The organism is Alteromonas lipotrueae, from assembly GCF_019249255.1.
Classification (GTDB): domain Bacteria; phylum Pseudomonadota; class Gammaproteobacteria; order Enterobacterales; family Alteromonadaceae; genus Alteromonas; species Alteromonas lipotrueae.
The window spans coordinates 1-19,919 of record NZ_JAESDJ010000025.1 but is presented as its reverse complement, the minus strand read 5'-3'; the positions used below and the strand labels follow the sequence as shown (position 1 = coordinate 19,919).

The following is a 19,919-nucleotide window of genomic DNA, read 5'->3' as shown; positions in this document are numbered from 1 at the left end:
GTCTATACTACTACACGTGCCTACCGCACGTTAAAACCAGACTTATACATTTGAGGGTAGACAAAATGAAACAAATTAAAAAATCTTCTGTTGCTACGGCACTCGGTGCGGTTGTTATTGGCTCGTTAGCATCTACGGTTGCTATGGCTGAAGTTAACCCATTTTCAATGCAGTCATTAGAATCTGGCTATAGCCAATTCGCTGCTGAAGGTAAATGCGGTGAAGGCAAGTGCGGTGGTGATAAAGCGGCAAAATCTGCAGATGGTAAAGCAACCGAAGGTAAATGCGGCGAAGGTAAGTGTGGTGGCGACAAAGCGGCGAAAGCAACCGAAGGTAAATGCGGCGAAGGTAAATGTGGTGGCGATAAAGCAGCTAGCATGGCTGAAGGTAAAATGGAAAAAGCCAAAGAAGGCAAGTGTGGTGAAGGCAAGTGCGGTGGCGATAAAGCAGCTAGTATGGCTGAAGGTAAAATGGAAAAAGCCAAAGAAGGCAAGTGTGGTGAAGGGAAGTGCGGTGGTGATAAAGCAGCTAGCATGGCTGAAGGTAAAATGGAAAAAGCTAAAGAAGGAAAATGTGGTGAAGGTAAATGCGGTAGCATGTAACACTACGGCAAGTGCAGTATAAAAAAGGCCGTCATTCGATGGCCTTTTTAGTGTGAAATTGGGGTGGAATAATGAAGCATATTCAAGGTGCAGGTTTAGGTTTTCGTCGCGAGATGTTAGATGAGGTGTTACCAACACTGCCTAGTGAGGTCGACTTTTGGGAAGTTGCGCCCGAAAACTGGATCCCTTTAGGGGGAACATACGAACGCCAGTTTGCCCAAAGTATTCAACAAGCGCCTTTTACCACACACGGTTTGTCCCTTTCAATTGGAAGTAGCGACAAGCTTGATATCGAATTCGTTAAAACCGTAAAGCACTTTTTAGACACCCACAATATCGATTTATATAGCGAGCACTTAAGTTACTGTTCTGGTAACGGGCATCTGTACGATCTCATGCCAATACCGTTCACAGAAGATGCAGTTAAACATGTGGTAGGCCGCATAAGGCAGGTTCAAGACATTATCGAGCGGCCATTGGTGCTAGAAAATGTGTCTTATTACTTGGCGCCTGGGCAAGAAATGTCTGAACTAGATTTTACCAATGCGGTACTAGCGGAGTCAGGTTGCTTGTTACTGCTTGATGTAAACAACGTTTATGTAAATAGCATTAATCACAAGTATGATGCTTACGATTTTATAAACCGCTTACCTAGCGATAAAATTGTATATGGTCATATTGCTGGGCACTTCGACGAAGCCCCATATTTAAAAGTAGATACCCATGGGGCTGATGTTATTGAACCCGTATGGGATTTACTAAAGCACGCTTATGAAACTCATGGCGTATTCCCTACATTATTAGAACGTGATTTTAATATTCCCGCGATGGAAGTATTAGTAAAAGAAGTGCAGCGTATTAAAGCAATACAAGCCCAGTGTATTGCAAATCACCAAAGCGTTTTCGCAGGGCAGTCTGCATGAGCGAGAATTTTAAAACCGTCCAGCAACAGTTTGTTAACGCAATTAAAGATCCAGATTCGTTTGAAACAAACAATGCTGACATTAAACGCCGCATGGATATTTATCAGTCCCTTTTTTTTAATAACATTATGGGTTTTATAAGCACAGGTTTTCCGGTGTTAAAGTCATTGGTAAGTGAAGAAAATTGGAATGATTTGGTGCGCGCCTTTTTTATTCATCACGAAAGCCGTTCACCGTATTTTTCAGACATTAGCAAAGAATTCGTAGAGTATTTGTCAGCAAACCCAGAACTCGCATTTCAATTACCTGAGTTCGCCGCTGAACTTGCCCACTATGAATGGCTAGAATTAGATGTCAGTATTCGAAAAACTCCTCATAAGGTGGTGTATTTTGAAGCGGGCGAACAGGTAATGAGGGTGAGCGTTTCCCCGCTGGCCACCATTGCTTCCTATACTTACCCTGTACATTTAATTGGGGTAGATTATATTCCCGAAAATCCCGCACCCGAGCAACAATTCTATGTGGTGTATCGGAATCAAGAACAGCATGTAGAATTTGTGCATTTAAATCCGCTTACAGCAGTTTTATTGCATACCATTGAACAGCACGAACAGGGCATAGGAATAGAGGTCTTAGGCGAGCAGCTTTGTAAGCAATTACACCACCTACCAGAACACACTGTGCTTCAAGGTATGCAGCAAATAGTAAGCGATATGCTGCAAAAAGGTATTTTGTTACCTAGCTGAGCAGTTTGCTGAACACTAAATCACCAGTTTTTAACTGGCACTTAAGTGCAGAAAGGCTAAAGTTGTACGCGAGTGTATAGCTTTGGCTGTTAAATGTTGGGAAAGTAGGCAATTGACTACAATAGCGCTGTCAATCCGGTCTGCTTTCGATTAACATTTACGACCATTTTTTTGTTAGTTAAATTGTTTAGGTAGTGCATATGGCAGACAATTCAGATTTCAAAGAAGTCTACAATAAGTGGTACTTTCTAGCTTCTATCGTAACTTTACTCGCGTTTCCGCTGATGCATATCATCTGCGGCTGGTTTACCTTCTGGTTATAACGCAGACATTCAAGGCATAATTGTGACTGCACAGTATATAAAATCAGTTGTTAAAACCGTTCCTGACTATCCAAAGCCAGGTATTTTATTCAGAGATGTTACTAGCGTACTAGAAGACCATAAGGCTTTCAGTAGTTGTATCGCATTGTTGCTTGAAGAATTCCAAGACATGGGATTCAACAAAGTAGCAGGAACCGAAGCGCGCGGATTTTTATTCGGCGCGCCACTGGCCATTGAGATGGGCATTGGTTTTGTTCCAGTAAGAAAACCCAACAAATTACCCCGTGAAGTGGTGAGTGAAACCTACGATCTTGAGTACGGTACTGATACGTTGGAAATTCACAAAGATGCTATCCAGCCAGGCGATAAAGTGTTACTTATCGACGACTTGTTAGCAACGGGCGGTACCATCGAAGCATCAGCAAAGCTAATCCGAACATTAGGCGGCACCATTGAGCATGCTGGCTTTGTTATCGGCTTACCTGAACTAGGTGGTCGTGAAAAGCTAACCGCGATGGGTATCAAAAGCTTCACGCTTTGTGAGTTCGACGGCGAATAAGGATAAAAATACAAGCAATGAGTTATCAGGTATTAGCACGTAAATGGCGCCCGGGTAAGTTTAGTGAACTCGTAGGGCAGGAACATGTTGTTTCAGCTATTTCGAATGCGTTAGATAACGACCGCTTGCACCACGCGTACCTATTTACCGGTACGCGAGGGGTAGGTAAAACCACCATTGCTCGTATATTCTCCAAGAGTTTAAACTGCGAAGAAGGGCAGGGGTCTAACCCTTGCGGTCAATGTAATACCTGTAAAGAAATAGAGCAGGGTAATTATGTTGATTTGCTTGAAATTGATGCGGCATCACGCACGAAGGTAGAAGATACCAGAGAGCTACTTGATAACGTACAATACAAGCCTACCCGCGGCCGGTATAAAGTGTATCTTATTGATGAAGTACACATGCTGTCTAAGCATAGCTTTAATGCGTTGTTAAAAACGTTAGAAGAGCCACCGCCTCACGTTAAGTTTTTACTGGCCACGACCGATCCACAAAAGCTTCCTATTACTATTTTATCTCGTTGCTTGCAGTTCAATTTAAAAGCATTGTCGCGAGAGCAAATAGTTGGGCAGCTTAATCATATTTTAGAGCAAGAAACCTTACCCTTTGAGCCGCAAGCGCTAGCGTTGTTAGCCCGCGCTGCACAGGGGAGTATGCGTGATGCCTTAAGCTTAACCGACCAAGCTATTGCACAAGGTGGCAATGCGGTTAACGCCTCAGTCGTTACCGACATGCTAGGCTTGATGGATAAAAATCAGCTTGTGAAGTTATTGCATGCGGTGGTGAGTAAAACGCCAGCCGATGTTATGCGATTGGTTCAGGATATGTCGGAACAAGCACCAGATTACGATCATGTGCTTGCCGAATTAGGCAGTACGCTACATCAAATAGCGTTAACCCAATGGGTGCCTGAAGCCTGTAAATTAGAAACAACTTCAGCCAAAGCTATTTACCAACTTGCTAAATCAATTTCTGCTGAACAAGTGCAGTTGTTATATCAAATTGCGCTGCAAGGAAGGAAGGACTTACCATTCTCATCAGACGGCAGGAGCGCATTAGAAATGACGTTAATGCGTATGATGACATTTGCACCCAGTACGCCTTTAGCTGATGCGCCATCTGAGATAGCCAGCGGAACGGTTGATAGTTCGTTGCCTATTGCATCGGCGGAAAAAAAAACACTAATTTCTGAGCAAGACGCGCAAAGCACGACTTCTACCGCTAACTCTCTTAGTGCTGAAAGCACAGACGCTGGGCCATCGTCAGCCGATGAAGAGCTTTCCAGCAATGAACAAGATGCTCACAGTACAAATGTTCAAGATGCAGAAACTGCTACTGATGAAACCGACCGCGCACTAACTCACGAGATTTCATCTTCTTCTGACATAGCAGATTTAGCCACTTCACAGAATAACCCCTCTGAACCAGAAGCCTCGGCTCATGAAAATGAGTCGTATGGCGAAGTCGCTTCGCAACAGGTAAAGCCTTCCCAGCCGGTAACGCATTCAGAAGATAACCAGCCTTCAGATGCCAATCATTCTGTAATAAATAATCAGCCTACAGATAGTGATCATTCTACAGGTAGTGATCATTCTACAGGCAGCCATCAGCCTACGGGTAGCAATCAACCTGCAGGTAAGTATGGCAAGCCAGTCAGAAGTTTGGCGTCAGAGCATACTCCTTCAGATTCGGACCCGTTTAATGATATGCCGCCAGCAGATGCATACATGGACGATGTGCCACCGCCTTACGATGATGATGAGTCGTCATTTATGCCGCCTGAATTTGCCGATGCTCAGCTGACAAATGCACCGCTATCTGATGAAAGCCCTGACACGCAATCTACACATTTTGCTTCGCAGCAAGCTGTTGATTCTGTGCCAGCCGCTACGCCCACACCAGAGGCACAGCTAACATCCACTGCTGATATGCTTGCGCTACGACAGCGGTTAAAGCAAAAACGTGATGAAAGCGCAGAACAAGCGGCGAAAAAGCCTGAAGCGACGAACGAAACTACTAGCTTTGTAGATAGAATGAGTAAGGCTTCAAGCCAAAGCTCTCCTGACCCTTCTAGTGAAGGCCAAGATGATAGGCAATCTAAAGGCACGGCTGACGACAGCAGTGCTCAACAAGAATCAACTACTGCACCGGCAACTGCGCCATCAAGCTCTGATACTTTAAATGCAAATTCAAATTTAGATGCTGGCTCGAACACGACTTCTGACGGTAGCATGCAAAACCAAACCGATATGCCCCCGTGGGATACTGGTATACAGCATAATGATGAGCCGTTTACTGCCAACGAGCAAGATACCCAATTTGATTCACCAATGCCTGACGCGGCGCAGTATGGCGGCAATAGCGAAACAGCTCGCAATGAGCCTCAGCCTTTAGAGCCTCAGCTTTTAGAACCTCAGCCTATAGAACCAAGGCCAAGCGATACCCGTAATGAATTTAGTGGTGAGCCAGTAAATCAGTTCACAAGTCAGTATCAAGGTAAGCTAGCTGCGTATTTGGATGATGGTAGTAAGCTTGTTCATGCGAGCCAAATTGATAAGTGGAGCAATGACGTAGAGCAAATGCCTATTGCAGGTTTGCTTAAACAATTGGTGCTTCATGCCTCTTTTTTGCGAAATGATCAGGGTATAACGCTTGAAATTGATAACAGTCAGGCGCATCTACTAAAAGACAGTGCAAAACAACAGTTGCTTGATGTATTGCATCATAGTTTTGGTGAAGGGGAGAATATTACCATCACCCTTGGTTCGCCAAAACAAACGCCCTATGCGTTGCAACAAGACATTATTGCTATGCGCCAGGCGCATGCACAATCGGTGGTACATACCGACGAAATGATACAAGCGTTGTTATCAGCGTTCGACGCATCAATAGTGACCGACTCGGTTAAAGCGCGATAGCAACATTAACTAACACTAAGACAAAGTGAGAAAAGAATATGTTTAAAGGTGGAATGGGCAACATGATGAAGCAGGCTCAGCAAATGCAAGATCGTATGCAGAAAGTGCAAGACGATTTGGCAAAGCTGGAAGTCACAGGTGAAGCCGGTGCAGGCATGGTTAAGGTAACCATGACATGTAATCATAACGTTCGCCGCGTAGACATTGACGACACGTTAATGGAAGACGATAAAGACATGATTGAAGACTTGGTTGCCGCTGCATTTAACGATGCCGTTCGCCGCGTTCAAGAAACCAGTAAAGAAAAAATGGGTGACGTTACTGGCGGAATGTCACTTCCACCAGGCTTCAAAATGCCGTTTTAAGCCATATATCTCATATTTTTGAACCATAGCGATAACGAACGTTGTGGACTTAAATAGAGGGCAGTAAATGCTATACCTAAAAGCTCTGATTTTATCAGAGCTTTTTTTTACTTTAGCCTATTACATAGAGAGATTTACTGGCGCTATCTCCCCCCTGCATGGCCGTCTTACACTGCATGTGGTTGTAATAAATGTACGCAAGATTCACCAGTTAAAATCGAGATGCTTAACGACTTTTCCCCCGTTAAAAGTAAAGGTGAAAATAGACATTTACATTATCAGCGAAACTAAGATTCGAAGGAACGTAGGAGCATTTAAATGAACAATGGGGTCAGTATGCCTTTAGGCTTAATTAACACTGACTCCATCAAACTAAACTTCACCGGATTGGTCAGTACGTTCAGCATAAAAGGCTTTAGTTATGGTAGACCATCAGTAATAATACGCCCCATCTTAATCTTCAGAAATATCATCATTTTCATGCTGAAAAAAAGTATTATCCTGTCGGTGACGGTTTCTGTCATCGTAGCCATTACCCTCTTTGGCATTTCTACTCACAGGCTGTATAGCAAAAAGAAGTTATCTGTAGATCCTAAATTGAATGAAATTTCTGGTATTGAGTTCGATAAGAAAGGCTACTTGTGGGCCATTAATGATAGTGGCGACGATCCCAAGCTATATCGCTTAGATGACAATGGCGACATCACCAAAGAAGTCTTGGTTGCCAATGCTAAAAATATCGATTGGGAAGACATTACCCAAAACGACTTCGGGCACTTTTTCTTGGGCGACTTTGGTAATAATGATAACGATAGAAAATGGCTAACGATTTATAAAATAGAAAACCCTATCGATATTAAAACCGAGTCGACAAACGCTGAGATTATTAAGTTTACCTACCCTGAAATGGATGGGAAAACACCGGTTAAGCCGAATGATCGTAACTTCGATCTAGAAGCTTTTGTTGCGCTAGGGCGCCATCTTTATTTATTCACCAAAAATAGAACTGAGCCCTTTGATGGTATTACCAACGTATATAAAGTTGGCGATCACGCGGCTAATTTTGATGCCGAGTTAATCGACTCTTTTAAAACCTGTACTACCATGGAAAAACTGTGCTGGATAACGTCTGCAGCATTAAGCCCTGACAGAACTAAACTAGCGCTACTGGATTCCACCAGTATTTGGTTATTCGAAAACTTCAAAGGGGATAAATTCTTTTCTGGAGATATTTACCGCATTGATTTGGGGTTGATTACGCAAAAAGAGGCGGTCACTTTTAAAGACGACAACACCATTATATTTACCGACGAGAAATTTAAAGGTATTTTCGGCGGAAACGCCTATGTGATTAAACTCGATGAAGTGCATAAAAAGTTAATTCGAAAGGCAGTAAAGCCGAAAGAAAAAATAATTGAGTCAAACTAGCCTGTGGCCTACCTTTATTATGAGTGTGCAACAAGAACTTTTAGTGAGTAACATGCAAAGTTGTTTCGTAACCCGATTTAAAATGATAAGAAGTTTGTATGAAGTTTAGCCCGTTACTGAATGAATTAATTCAAGCGTTAACTTGCCTTCCAGGGGTAGGTAATAAGAGTGCCCAGCGTATGGCGTTTCACCTTTTGGAACGCAATCGTAAGGGGGCGATAGATTTAAGTAATGTACTGCACAACGCCATGGAGCATATTCATCACTGCAAGCGCTGCAGAACGTTTACGGAAGATGAGCTGTGCGAAATTTGCCGTCATCCAGAGCGCGAAGCCAGTGGCTTATTATGCATTGTTGAAAGCCCGCAAGATGTATTGGCAATCGAGCAAACGCTTAGTTATAAAGGCCAGTACTTTGTATTGATGGGGCATTTGTCGCCTATCGATGGAGTAGGGCCTGAAGAAATTGGCTTAAACGAATTGGAAACCCGTTTTAGTGCAGGTGGCATTAACGAAGTGATCCTTGCCACTAACCCGACGGTTGAAGGCGAAGCTACTGCACATTATATCGCTCAGCTTTGTGCGGCCCATAATGTTGAAGCGTCTCGTATTGCTCATGGTGTACCAGTGGGTGGCGAGCTCGAATATATAGACGGTAATACCCTCACTCACGCCTTTTCTGGTCGCCGCAAACTCTAAATTGCGGCGCTTCCCCAATAATATTTTTTCGCTTTGCGGTTGAAAACTGCTAGTTCGGCCTTACCTGTTTGAAAGTAACGTGATCCATTCAACGAGGAGATATTGGATTATGGCTGAAGCAGCCCATAAAGAAACCCACGGTTTTCAGACGGAAGTAAAACAACTTCTACATCTGATGATTCATTCTTTGTATTCAAATAAAGAAATCTTCCTACGTGAGCTTGTATCTAACGCTGCCGATGCAGCAGACAAGCTACGTTTCCGCGCACTAGAAAACGACAGCCTTTATGAAAATGATGGCGACCTAAACGTAAAAATTAGTGTAGATAAAGAAGCGGGCACGGTAACTATTGCTGATAACGGCATTGGTATGAACCGCGACGAAGTGATAGCCAACTTAGGTACTATTGCGAAGTCGGGTACAAAAGATTTCTTCAGTAAGCTATCTGGCGACAACGCAAAAGACTCACAACTGATTGGTCAGTTCGGTGTCGGCTTTTACTCTGCGTTTATCGTTGCTGATAAAGTGACTGTACGCACCCGTGCCGCTGGTGCAGATGCATCACAAGGCGTTGAGTGGATTTCAGAAGGCGAGGGTGAATTCACTTTAGCAGAAATCAACAAGCCTACTCGCGGTACTGAAATTGTATTGCATCTTCGTGAAGAGGAAAAAGAATTCGCTGATGATTGGCGTTTACGCTCAATTGTTAGCAAATACTCTGACCACATCAGCATTCCTGTAAAAATGTGGAAAGAAGAAGTGCCTGAAAGCGAAGGCCCTGATGGCGAGAAGACGCCAGCACAGCCAGGCGAGTGGGAACTAGTAAACAAAGCGACTGCTTTGTGGACCCGCGAAAAATCAGATATTTCTGATGAAGAGTATCAAGAATTCTATAAACACATTTCTCACGACTTTGCAGACCCATTTGCATGGGCACATAACAAAGTTGAAGGTAAGACTGAATACACAAGTTTGTTGTACATTCCTTCTAAAGCCCCGTTTGATATGTGGAACCGCGACCAAGCACACGGTTTGAAATTATATGTTCAGCGCGTTTTCATTATGGATGATGCCGAGCAGTTTATGCCTACGTACTTGCGCTTCGTTAAAGGACTTCTAGACAGCAACGATTTGCCGCTTAACGTGTCTCGTGAAATTCTACAAGACAACAAGGTAACTCAAGCATTGCGTCAAGGTTGTACTAAGCGCGTACTTCAAATGCTTGAGAAAATGGCGAAGAACGATGCTGAAAAGTACCAGTCATTCTGGAACGAATTTGGTAACGTGCTGAAAGAAGGGCCTTCTGAAGACCACAACAACCGCGAAAAAATCGCCGGTTTACTTCGCTTCTCATCAACCAATAGTACCTCTGATGCACAAACCGTGTCGTTGGCAGACTACATTGAACGCATGAAAGAAGGCCAAGATAAGATTTATTATGTAACGGCAGACAGCTTACAAGCTGCTAAATCTAGCCCGCACCTAGAAATCTTCCGTAAGAAGGGTATTGAAGTCTTGCTAATGGGTGAGCGCATTGACGAGTGGTTAATGTCGCACTTAACTGATTTCAACGAGAAGCAGTTTGAATCTATTGCGAAAGCAAACTTAGATTTAGGCGATCTTGAAGACGAAGACACTAAGAAAGCCCAAGAAGAAGCAGAAAAAGAAGTAGAAGGTATTGTTGAGCGAGCTAAATCAGCCCTAGGCGATAAAGTAGTAGACGTTAAGTTTACCCACCGTCTAACTGATTCTCCTGCGTGCATTGTTGCAGATGACAACGGTATGACCACACAGATGATGAAGTTGATGCAAGCTGCAGGACAGCCTGTGCCTGACGTTAAGTACGTATTCGAACTTAACCCAGAGCATTCTTTGGTTAAAACCCTAGCAGACACGCAAGACGAAGATTTGTTTAAGCAATGGGTTGGTGTATTGTTCGACCAAGCAGCATTGTCTGAACAAGGTAGCTTAAAAGACCCTTCAGCGTTTGTGCAAAACTTAAACACTTTATTAATGAAGTTAGCAAAATAAGCTTCAATATTAAAAGTTAATTAATATAAAACGGGCGTAATGCCCGTTTTTTGTTTCTAGGGTCTTTAAATCTATTTTGCACGTTAATTTATGCTATATTTTACCCGTTTAGCTAATTTCATTCGGTACGTTTGAAAGTAAGCAGTGAGTTAAGACCAAAGTCGGATTTTATAACGGGCCATAAGTAGTATATATATTCATCATAAGTGTTTAGTTTCCCTCTACAGTGGGGCTTATACTTGTCACTGTGGTGCTGAATGTGTAAAGTGCCCCAAGTAAAAAAGTTCAAAATCATAAGCGGAGAACGCACTCATGCGAATTATTCTTCTCGGCGCTCCTGGCGCGGGTAAGGGCACACAAGCTCAGTTTTTAATGGGCAAATATGGGATCCCCCAAATTTCTACCGGTGACATGCTTCGTGCTGCTATAAAAGCGGGTACGGAAATGGGCCTTGCAGCCAAGCGTGTAATGGATGAAGGTAAGCTAGTATCTGACGAAATCATTATCGGGCTGGTTAAAGAGCGTATTGCGCAAGACGATTGTAAAGATGGTTTCTTGTTAGATGGCTTCCCACGTACAATTCCTCAAGCTGATGCAATGAAAGAAGCGGGTGTTTCTGTCGATCATTGTATTGAGTTTGATGTACCAGATGATGTGATTGTTGAGCGTATGGGTGGCCGTCGCGTACACCCAGCTTCAGGTCGTGTTTACCATGTTGTTTACAACCCACCTAAAGAGGAAGGGAAAGACAACGATACTGGCGAAGACCTTATTATTCGTGATGATGATAAAGAAGAGACAGTTCGTAAACGCCTAGCAATTTACCATGAGCAAACCAAGCCGTTGGTTAATTACTATAGTGCTGAAGCTGATGCGGGCAACTGCGAATACCACAAGTTAGACGGCACACGCCCAGTAGATGAAGTGAGCGCAGAGCTTGCTGAACTTCTTGGTTAATTGTGCTTATTGATTTGTAAAGGCCGCAGTAGCGGCCTTTTTTGTTACTTGTATGTTATGAGCGAATAGCGTTTAATAATTGCAGAATAACTAATATAAACGTGGAGCTAACTCATGGTATTACCTATAACGGCGTTTTATGCCAGTCTGTTGGGGATTTGCTACCTATACCTGTCCTTTTTAGTGATAGGGGTACGTAGAAAAAGTCAAATTAGCTTGGGTGACGGTGGTAATGAAGACCTGAAAAGGCTCAGTCGCGCTCATGGTAATTTTAGTGAATATGTTCCTATTACCCTCATTATGGTCGCTTGCTTTGAGGCGAATACAGGGCAAGCTTGGGCGGTACATGCACTCGCATGTTCACTGTTATTCGGACGTATTTTCCATGCTTATGGATTAAGACATCATAGTGGAGCAAGCTGGCAGCGTATTGCAGGTATGATGCTGACGTTTTTGGCCATGTTAGTAGCGGCCATTGCCAACTTAATGCTAATTCATTTTGGATTGTGATTGCCTGACGTTCAGGCAATCACAGTGAGTGCTAGCGTTTAGAACCTAAACGTTGCTTTGGTATATACGAAGCGGCCGCGTGGATTGTGGATACTACCCACATAACCATAAAGGTCGCTATCGCCATCGCCAATAGCAAAAGGTGGTTCTTCATCTAGTACGTTGTTTACGCCAAGTACAAGTCGAATAGTGTCAGTCACGTTATAGCCACCTTGAATATCCACTAGCATTTGTGAATCGACCATACGGGATGTATTTTCTTCAAAATCTAACACGCCGTCGAAGTCGATATCCGGTGTATCTTCAAATTCACCCACAAAGCTAATATTCAAGTTAGCGTCAAACGCACCTTTGCTCCACGTTGTGCCAAACAACCAACGATGCTCAGGATACCCATACTCACCAGTATAATCTAAACCGTCCTTTTCAAACTCGGTAAGATAAGACCAATCAATATTGAACTTAACGTCACCGTAGTCGTTTAGGGTAAGCATGTAGTTTGCACTTAAATCGATACCTGCAGCTTCTTGTGAAGACACGTTTTGGTAGGTATTAAATATCTTTTGGATAACCCCTAAACTAGCCCCGCCTTGTGGATCTAAACGTACGCAAATTTCACTGTCTTGGTTATTACACTCAGTGTCGTACACCAAACCAAATTGCTGCTCATCAATTTTGTTATCTTGAGTGATACTCCAAATATCAACGCTTAAACCTAACTCTTGAGTAGGTGCCCAAATAGCGCCCACATTCCAAGATTCAGACTCTTCCGCTTCCAAATCTGGGTTACCCGCAAATTCAATATTGTAATCTAATGATTCGCAGTCTAGGCCTGTTGCTTCACAGCGGTACCTATCCACAAAGAACACGCTCTTCTGCGAAGGACCTAAACCTACTTGTGCCAATGACGGTGCTCTGAACCCTTGTGCCCACGAGGCACGAAGGGTAACTTCATCGCTTGGCGCCCAGCGTAACGCAACTTTCGGGTTAGTGGTGTTACCAAAGTCGCTGTAGTCGTCGTAACGACCCGCCAATTGAAGCTCTAGTTGATCAGAGATCGGAATTGATAATTCTAAATAGGCGGCGTATTGGTCGCGCTCTGCGTTAGCAGAAACAGATTCAGTACCAAAAATAAGCCCTTGCTGGAATTGAATGTCAGGAATGTCTGATACTTGCTCTTCACGGTACTCTATACCCGCTGCCATCATGACCATTTCATCGCCTAACGCAAACGCTTCGCCAGTAATGTGAGCATCGAAGCTAGTCATGCGTGATTCACCTCGGCGAACCAAGCTGGTGGTGATGGCATCAATAACTTCGGGTGAGTTAGTTACACCACCGAAAGGATTGTAGTTACCTAGGTCAATTTGTTCTTGTAGCCAATCTACGCGAACCCAACCCTGCGATTGATCGCCGCTTTGTTCAGAACTACTTCTACCCTTTTGTACAGATGCTTCCCAGTCGTAGTCAAAAATTTGGCCTCGTAAGCCTGCCACAAACCTAAGGGTATCGGTTTCAATATCCCAGCGTCTGGCACCCGCATCAACCGGGCGGTAACGGCCAATATCAATATCTTGCCCGAAAGGGTTATCAGGATGGGTGCCAGGTACGGTTAAGCCCGCGTCTTCATCAAGGGGTGTGGCTGCACCGCCAGCTTCAGACGTATTGTGCTGTACGGCTACTTCCATAAACGCGGTAACATCTGACGAAATTTTATAATCGAATTGACCAATAAAGCCTACGCGTTCCGATGCAGGAATAGTCAGGCCATACGGACCATAATCGAATAAACAACTGCCAGATGCAGTGGCGCTATCGGCTGGGCAATCTGGATCGATGGTTTTAACGCCATCAACATAGAAATAACCTGGATACCCGCGAGAAGAACGAAAATCCATACCGCCATAAGGGGATTGGTTGGCAGTACCAAACCGGCCCATTTCATCAGCCCCTAACTGGCTGTTGTTGAAGTAATCGAGAATGACAGTAGCGCTGCTTTTTTCACTTTGACTGCCCCACAGCATATTAGCAGTAGTTTCGCCGTAGCTTGGGCCTGTTGTACCGCCATAGCCTACGTTTACTTCTAAACCATCATAGTCTTTCTTCAAAATAACGTTCACTACACCAGCCACGGCATCTGAACCGTAAATAGCTGACGCACCGTCTTTTAAAATATCGATGCGTTCAATGGCCGATACGGGAATAGCATTAATATCAACAAATGAATTCGTGATGCTTTCTGCAAATGCACTGATGGCCACACGTCGGCCATTAATAAGTACCAAGGTGGCATCTGGGCCCATACCTCTAAGGGATACAGAGGCCGCACCATTTGCAGTAGAGTCTTGGCTGTTGTTACGTGTTGAGAATGTACCTGCGCCGGTGGCCGGCATGCGTTCTAGTAATTGTTGTAAGTTTTCATAGCCCATGCCTTTTATCATGGTGGCATCTATTGATTGAATAGGAGAGGGGCCTTCAATATCGGTTCGTTTGATACGAGAGCCTGTTACTGCTATACGTTCTACTCCCTCAGCTTTTTCTTCTGCTTGTTGCGCATGAGAGGAAGAGATAGAGGAGAGTCCAGCCAGTGCGAGTGTGAGCGCACTAAGTTTAACGCCATGTTTCATTGTGATTTCCTTATGGTTCCATTTAACTTATTGTTTGTTATTTCAGCAACGCGAAGGGTTGCTTGTCAATCAATAGCATTAACGTGGGTAAAGTAGCAAGTTGGCAAGCTATTGTTTTTGAATAGAGTTAGTTACAAATTGTGTACAAATGGAGAACGAGGAGAGGCGTGAAGCGCTGAGGCTCATCGTTGACGTAGAGTAACTGGCAAGTTTAGGCAAATTTGTGGGAAGTTGGGTAAGGCAGAGATAAGAGAGAGGGAGGGCATACCCATTTGAGGGCATGCCTGTCGAACTGATATTATTGAAGCGCTAACAAAGAACGCTCTCCTCTAGGTAAGTAGTAATTTTCTTTGTCTAATGAAAAAGCCACACGGGTAGCTCGGCCTTGAATCTCTTCAACGGGAATAAAGCCGTAATAACGTGAATCTACGCTGTTATTTCGGTTATCACCCATTACCAATACATGCTTATCAGGTACAACAACTTCATTAAATGACGAGCGCGCCCCTTTAACAGGTAATAGCTGAATGCTGCGCTGACTATCGCCTATATTTTCTTGGAAAACATAGTGGTCGCGCCTCTGTATTACAGCATGCTCATCATTTACGGTTAGATTGTTGTTATGTAGGCTTACCTTATCACCAGCAACGGCGATAACGCGTTTAACTAACCGCGTTTCGGCGGCACTGCTTTGAATAACCACAATGTCACCATGGGCAATATCACCCGTTTGGCTAAGCACCACATTGGTAAAAGGCAGTTCAAGAGTGTATGCACTTTTATTTACCACAACGCGATCTCCCACCTGAATGGTGGGCTCCATAGAACCCGTAGGTACATGATAGTAATCTGCCACACTGCTTCTGAATGAAAACATCAGTACAACAAACAAAATGAAAGGTAAGTTTCTTTTAATAAACACGCCAGCTTGTTGCTTCATTTTTATTCCTAATAATAGGTGGGGAGTACGGCGTAATTGTAGTCTTTTGCCACGTACTAAATAAATAACGGCGGCTAATAGCCGCAAAGGAGCTAGAAGTATAGAGGGTTTAGGTTGGGAACAGTTCATACTGAAAGTGTTTCAAGATGTGTGTTCTTTATTTCACGCTAGCCTTCAGTTTTCATGGTAGTGCTTGGTCGATTCTCACAGGCGGTTTAGTGATATGGGCTTTACTATTGAAGTACCGCAATGTACGTAAAACAGCCGTTAACTTATTGCAAATTAATTGGCAGCTAGGAGCGAATTGAAATCTTAAGGTAAGCAGATAATAAACGTCAGCTAATCCGACATTGCAGACATAAGGATTTTTCTTATGATAACCGGCTTAGTGCCAGTTCCAGACGCAGAGCATCTCAGGATTGACTGATCACATTGGGTGGTAAGCTGACGCTCGCTACTTTAGACATGAGCGCACATTTTGAGCGGATTGTGGCCGGTGATAGCGATGAAATTTGCTGTCTTACTGCTAGTAAAAATAGCTCAGGCGCAAATCAATGACTTTTTACTTTCCAATATTATTACCACTGCCAAAGCGTCAGTAAGTTTGAATATTGATAGGCGAAGTTGTACATTGAAGTATCAAATCACCTCAAAAAGTTAGGGAAAGCATGAATCTACTAGGGAATTTCTCATTTTGCTTACTGTTATTGTTTTATTGTTCAAGTTCGATACTAGCGCAAGAGCTTACTTTAGAAGAGCATGTGTTAAATTCAAAAATACTCAATGAAGAACAAAAAATAAGTGTGTACCTTCCTGAAGAGTATAAAAAAGATTCCAATCATAGATACCCTGTCCTATATGCATTGGACGGCAAGTATTACAAAAAAACGGTTAGCGCGGTCATCGCACATTTTTATAGTGAATGGCTAATTCCTGAAACTATTGTTGTCACTATTGATAATGAAAACCGTATTAGAGACTATACTCCTAGCCCACACCCAACTGCTGATGTACCTAGCGGTAAAGCTGATGCTTTCTTAGATTACATGGAAAAGGAACTCATTCCCTTTGTGGACTCGAATTATCAGACTTCTGAATTTAGAATTTTGGAAGGTCACTCCTTGGGTGGTTTATTTTCGTTATATACTGTTCAAGCGCGTCCTGAGCTATTTACAGCACACTATGCTTTCAGCCCATCTCTTCACTGGGGAGATAATAAGACTGTTGAAAAAATAATTGAATACCTTGCATCACGTAAGTCTTTAGAGCAATTCATATATATGAATTTAGGAGATGAAATTGTTGAAAGTGAGTATGAACCAGGAAACACAATGGCATCTTCTTTTTTAAAGTTGCAAACTTTTTTCAAAGAAAATAGTGTTTCAGGATTAAGAGTTAAAAGTGAAGTTTTCGCCACCCTGCCTCATGTTGCAACAAATATGACCGGGTTGGTAAATGCGACCAACGAACTTTATAGAAACTGGGTTTTACCTTTCAAAGCAATGGAGAAAGGGCCTGAGGCAATTTCTGAACATTATGAAAAGCTATCAGCTGACCTTTATTACGAAATTAAACCACGCATGGGGCCAATCAATTTCGCTGCCGACTATGTTACAAATGGTATCCACTCTCCCCGGAAAGGTATGAAGCTATTAGAGTATAACGCTGAGTTATATCCAGATTCTGCATGGGTTAACTTTAATTTAGCCAAGGGTCACAAGCAACGTGAAGACTTGGTACTAGCAAAAAAATACGGAACAAAAGCTTTAAAGCTAATAGCCCAAGATGACGAAGAGTTGAAATCTTCAATTGTAAATTTTCTTGAGACGCTATAACTTTTAAATTGATATCTTTGCAGTTGAAAGCCCGACATTGATATCAGCCTGAGAGAACGCAAAGGGACATCAAGTAATGCTGGAAAGCTTAATTGATAAGCCTCAGCTCGATTTAGCTGCTTTTTAGTGTTTGTGGTTACGGCCATGATTGAAGACTTTTGGCACAAAGTTATGTCTAAGACAGTGAGTAATGACCGTCCGCTTTCCACCCTGAGCAGATCGACAACCCATACAAGCTGTATGTGCATAATTCAATCAAAACAGTCTGACTTCATAAATTTGCTAATGACGGCTATAGGTTGTTTGCTGCCACTTATCTAAACATCATCCAGTGTCTGCCAACGGCCGATTAAAGTCTGTCAGCCTCAGTTTCACAACTGCCAGTAAATGACCGCAATTTGTCTTTTGCTGCCAGTCAGCTTAGCTCATGGGTCTTCAAAGTACGTAAAGCAGACATTTCAAATTTATATAGCTAGGATATCTTTATTCTGGTAACAGTTACTCTTTTTTAAGCTAATAAATCGAAAATAAGGATTTTTTAGATGGCTAAAATCACTAGAGAAGTTCGGATAAAGATGGAGTTGGAATTTTCTGAATTTAAGGGTCAAAAAAGAAAAAAATTTCTTTCGGAATTATCTCAAATATCAGGTGTGCCACTCGAAGAAATTATCGTAACTAGATTTAACAAAGGTTGTGTGATTTTTTATGGTGAACTAGATAGAGAAGCTGTTGAGAGGCTTGTCGAGCTGTTTGAGAATTTACAAAATCTTGGTAGCGAATTGTATTCTAAAGAGTTTAAGGATTTTCTTAAACACTGGGACATAACAAGTATCACGCAGAATATCGATAGTCATTGTGAGTCACAACAAGAAAAACAAAACAATGTGAGAGATCTCGTTCTCTTTGTTCATGGCTGGAATGGTTCATTAAAATCTTGGGGAGAGCTACCCATTTTCATTGGTGAATTGGTTGACTGCAAAACTGCATTGTATGAATACCCAACAGGAGTTTGGGATAACTCACCGTCATTAGAATTTATCGCAAGAAATCTAGATAATTGGGTCAGAGCAAATTATCGAAACTTCTCTAAGATTTCTATTGTCGCGCATAGTATGGGCGGTATTCTTGTTAGAAGACTTGCAACTTTACAGAAGAATAGGAAAAAAAAGTTAGACAATATAGTTCAAGTTACTTTTATAGCATCACCTCATAATGGGGCAGTTTTAGCGAAGCTAGCCACTTTTATACCAACACTTGAAAAATTGCAACTACAAGAGTTATCCGCGGACTCACCTTTTATTTTTTCATTAAATTCTGATTGGTTAGGTTGGGTTGAAAGTGGTGCTATCAATAGGGAAAACATACGGTGCATTGTTGGTACAAATGATAAAGTTGTTTCAGTCAATAACGCAATGGGCTTAGATGCTTATGCAGTTCCGCTCCTTGGTGAAGACCATATAAACATTGTAAAGCCCAAAGGTAAAAATTCTGAGGTTGTTGTCACGCTCCAAATGTTTCTTGAAGATGCAGCTTTCAAGATTAAAGAAGCGGATTCTTAAACAACAGGCGCTATCTTATGCGACTGTTCGCTCACTAGACACTAGTAATGCTCGTAAAGGCATCGAATAACAGCATTTTGTCTGTTAGTGCCTTCCAGTTTTCGCTGTTAGGCAATTCTGTACGTAAACCGGAAGTTGGTTATCTATTATTTAATGGACCCAATGAGCTAGTTTCTGCCCAAAATATTGTCATTGTTGAGAGTTAGATGTCTGTCTACGTATACGGTTGTAGCTGCCTTTCCCCTATATTCAGGAAAACGACAAAATCGCGCGTTTTTGTCCTTTACGTAATTAGCCCTTATTAAGCGTAACCTCTGTACTCTTTGACTTTCAGTAAACTCTGAATGATGGCACTATGGATAAAAACGAGCACATGCTCGGAAGAAAAACGCGCAATTTGCGCACTATTAAATTGTTATACATAAACCATGAAATCATCCTATAAAACAATTTTCGCAATCTTTGTTTCATTTATCATATCTGCTATAGCAGACGAATACTTTCTCATTACACGAGGCGCTGAAGAGCTCACGTTCGCTGCCCACTCAATATTTATAGCTATTTGTCTGTTCATATGGTGCAAACAGCATGGAAGAGAAAACGGGCATACAAAGCTTAAAATGTACCCTATACTCTGCGCTTTGATTGGCTTCATCGGTATCCCCGTTTATGCATACAGGTTTTATGGCTTTAAGGGTGGAACAGTTCTTCTACTCAAAGCTTTTATTGTTTTAGTTATTACTGCCATGTTTTCTTACGGTGCCACTATTCTCTTTTCAACATTTTATGTATAACAAACAAATTAAGTCACTCGCTCCGCTTATGTGGACTCCCCATAGTCAACAACTATTTTTACCATTCAAGATTTAATGCGTGCTTATGTACGAGCTCATC

Annotated in this window: 16 protein-coding genes; 14 read left to right on the top strand and 2 right to left on the bottom strand. The window is 42.6% G+C overall.

The annotated features are described in order from the left end of the window. Positions 1-65: 65 nt before the first annotated feature. From KYS23_RS19830 to KYS23_RS19780, 11 genes are all read left to right on the top strand, one after another. Entirely contained in the window at positions 66-602 is a 537-nt protein-coding gene (locus KYS23_RS19830; RefSeq protein WP_218419931.1) for an HvfA family oxazolone/thioamide-modified RiPP metallophore, read from the top strand. Positions 603-673: 71 nt separating this feature from the next. Continuing rightward, a complete protein-coding gene (locus tag KYS23_RS19825) occupies positions 674-1,525 on the top strand; it encodes an HvfB family MNIO-type RiPP peptide maturase (RefSeq protein ID WP_218419929.1) in 852 nt (283 codons plus the stop codon). Beyond that, positions 1,522-2,271 (top strand): HvfC family RiPP maturation protein, encoded by a 750-nt coding sequence (locus KYS23_RS19820; RefSeq protein ID WP_218396560.1) that lies wholly within the window; start codon positions 1,522-1,524, stop codon positions 2,269-2,271. The genes KYS23_RS19825 and KYS23_RS19820 overlap by 4 nt, the downstream gene beginning before the upstream one ends. A 345-nt stretch (positions 2,272-2,616) precedes the next feature. After that, on the top strand, positions 2,617-3,153 hold the full coding sequence (apt, locus tag KYS23_RS19815) for an adenine phosphoribosyltransferase (RefSeq protein ID WP_013783400.1): 537 nt from the start codon (positions 2,617-2,619) through the stop codon (positions 3,151-3,153). Between the two features lie 17 nt (positions 3,154-3,170). Beyond that, positions 3,171-6,074, top strand: coding sequence for a DNA polymerase III subunit gamma/tau (dnaX, locus tag KYS23_RS19810; RefSeq protein WP_218419927.1), 2,904 nt, complete (start codon positions 3,171-3,173; stop codon positions 6,072-6,074). 38 nt (positions 6,075-6,112) lie between these two features. After that, positions 6,113-6,439 (top strand): YbaB/EbfC family nucleoid-associated protein, encoded by a 327-nt coding sequence (locus tag KYS23_RS19805; protein WP_013783402.1) that lies wholly within the window; start codon positions 6,113-6,115, stop codon positions 6,437-6,439. Positions 6,440-6,919: 480 nt separating this feature from the next. Beyond that, entirely contained in the window at positions 6,920-7,867 is a 948-nt protein-coding gene (locus tag KYS23_RS19800) for a hypothetical protein (RefSeq protein WP_159534609.1), read from the top strand. Positions 7,868-7,965: 98 nt separating this feature from the next. Continuing rightward, positions 7,966-8,565, top strand: coding sequence for a recombination mediator RecR (gene recR, locus KYS23_RS19795; RefSeq protein WP_159531989.1), 600 nt, complete (start codon positions 7,966-7,968; stop codon positions 8,563-8,565). 109 nt (positions 8,566-8,674) lie between these two features. Then, positions 8,675-10,597 carry a molecular chaperone HtpG gene (gene htpG / locus KYS23_RS19790; protein WP_159531987.1) on the top strand — a complete coding sequence of 641 codons (1,923 nt, stop codon included), beginning with the start codon at positions 8,675-8,677 and terminating at the stop codon, positions 10,595-10,597. 312 nt (positions 10,598-10,909) lie between these two features. Next, a complete protein-coding gene (gene adk, locus KYS23_RS19785; RefSeq protein WP_013783409.1) occupies positions 10,910-11,554 on the top strand; it encodes an adenylate kinase in 645 nt (214 codons plus the stop codon). A gap of 114 nt (positions 11,555-11,668) precedes the next feature. Continuing rightward, a complete protein-coding gene (locus KYS23_RS19780) occupies positions 11,669-12,064 on the top strand; it encodes an MAPEG family protein (protein ID WP_159531985.1) in 396 nt (131 codons plus the stop codon). Positions 12,065-12,102: 38 nt separating this feature from the next. On the opposite strand, the gene KYS23_RS19775 is transcribed toward KYS23_RS19780, so the two are convergent. Both KYS23_RS19775 and lepB read right to left on the bottom strand, forming a co-directional pair. Then, positions 12,103-14,691, bottom strand: coding sequence for a TonB-dependent receptor (locus KYS23_RS19775; RefSeq protein WP_218419925.1), 2,589 nt, complete (start codon positions 14,689-14,691; stop codon positions 12,103-12,105). A gap of 298 nt (positions 14,692-14,989) precedes the next feature. After that, positions 14,990-15,631 (bottom strand): signal peptidase I, encoded by a 642-nt coding sequence (lepB, locus tag KYS23_RS19770; protein WP_218419923.1) that lies wholly within the window; start codon positions 15,629-15,631, stop codon positions 14,990-14,992. 505 nt (positions 15,632-16,136) lie between these two features. Between lepB and KYS23_RS19765 the strand changes: the two genes are divergently transcribed. From KYS23_RS19765 to KYS23_RS19755, 3 genes are all read left to right on the top strand, one after another. After that, positions 16,137-16,292 carry a hypothetical protein gene (locus tag KYS23_RS19765; protein ID WP_218419921.1) on the top strand — a complete coding sequence of 52 codons (156 nt, stop codon included), beginning with the start codon at positions 16,137-16,139 and terminating at the stop codon, positions 16,290-16,292. Positions 16,293-16,299: 7 nt separating this feature from the next. Continuing rightward, the gene (locus KYS23_RS19760) at positions 16,300-17,466 is read left to right on the top strand and encodes an alpha/beta hydrolase (protein WP_218419919.1); all 1,167 of its coding nucleotides are present in this window, start codon (positions 16,300-16,302) and stop codon (positions 17,464-17,466) included. Positions 17,467-18,008: 542 nt separating this feature from the next. Beyond that, positions 18,009-19,025: an esterase/lipase family protein gene (locus KYS23_RS19755; protein WP_218396575.1), complete on the top strand. Its 1,017-nt coding sequence runs from the start codon at positions 18,009-18,011 to the stop codon at positions 19,023-19,025. Positions 19,026-19,919 lie beyond the last annotated feature (894 nt).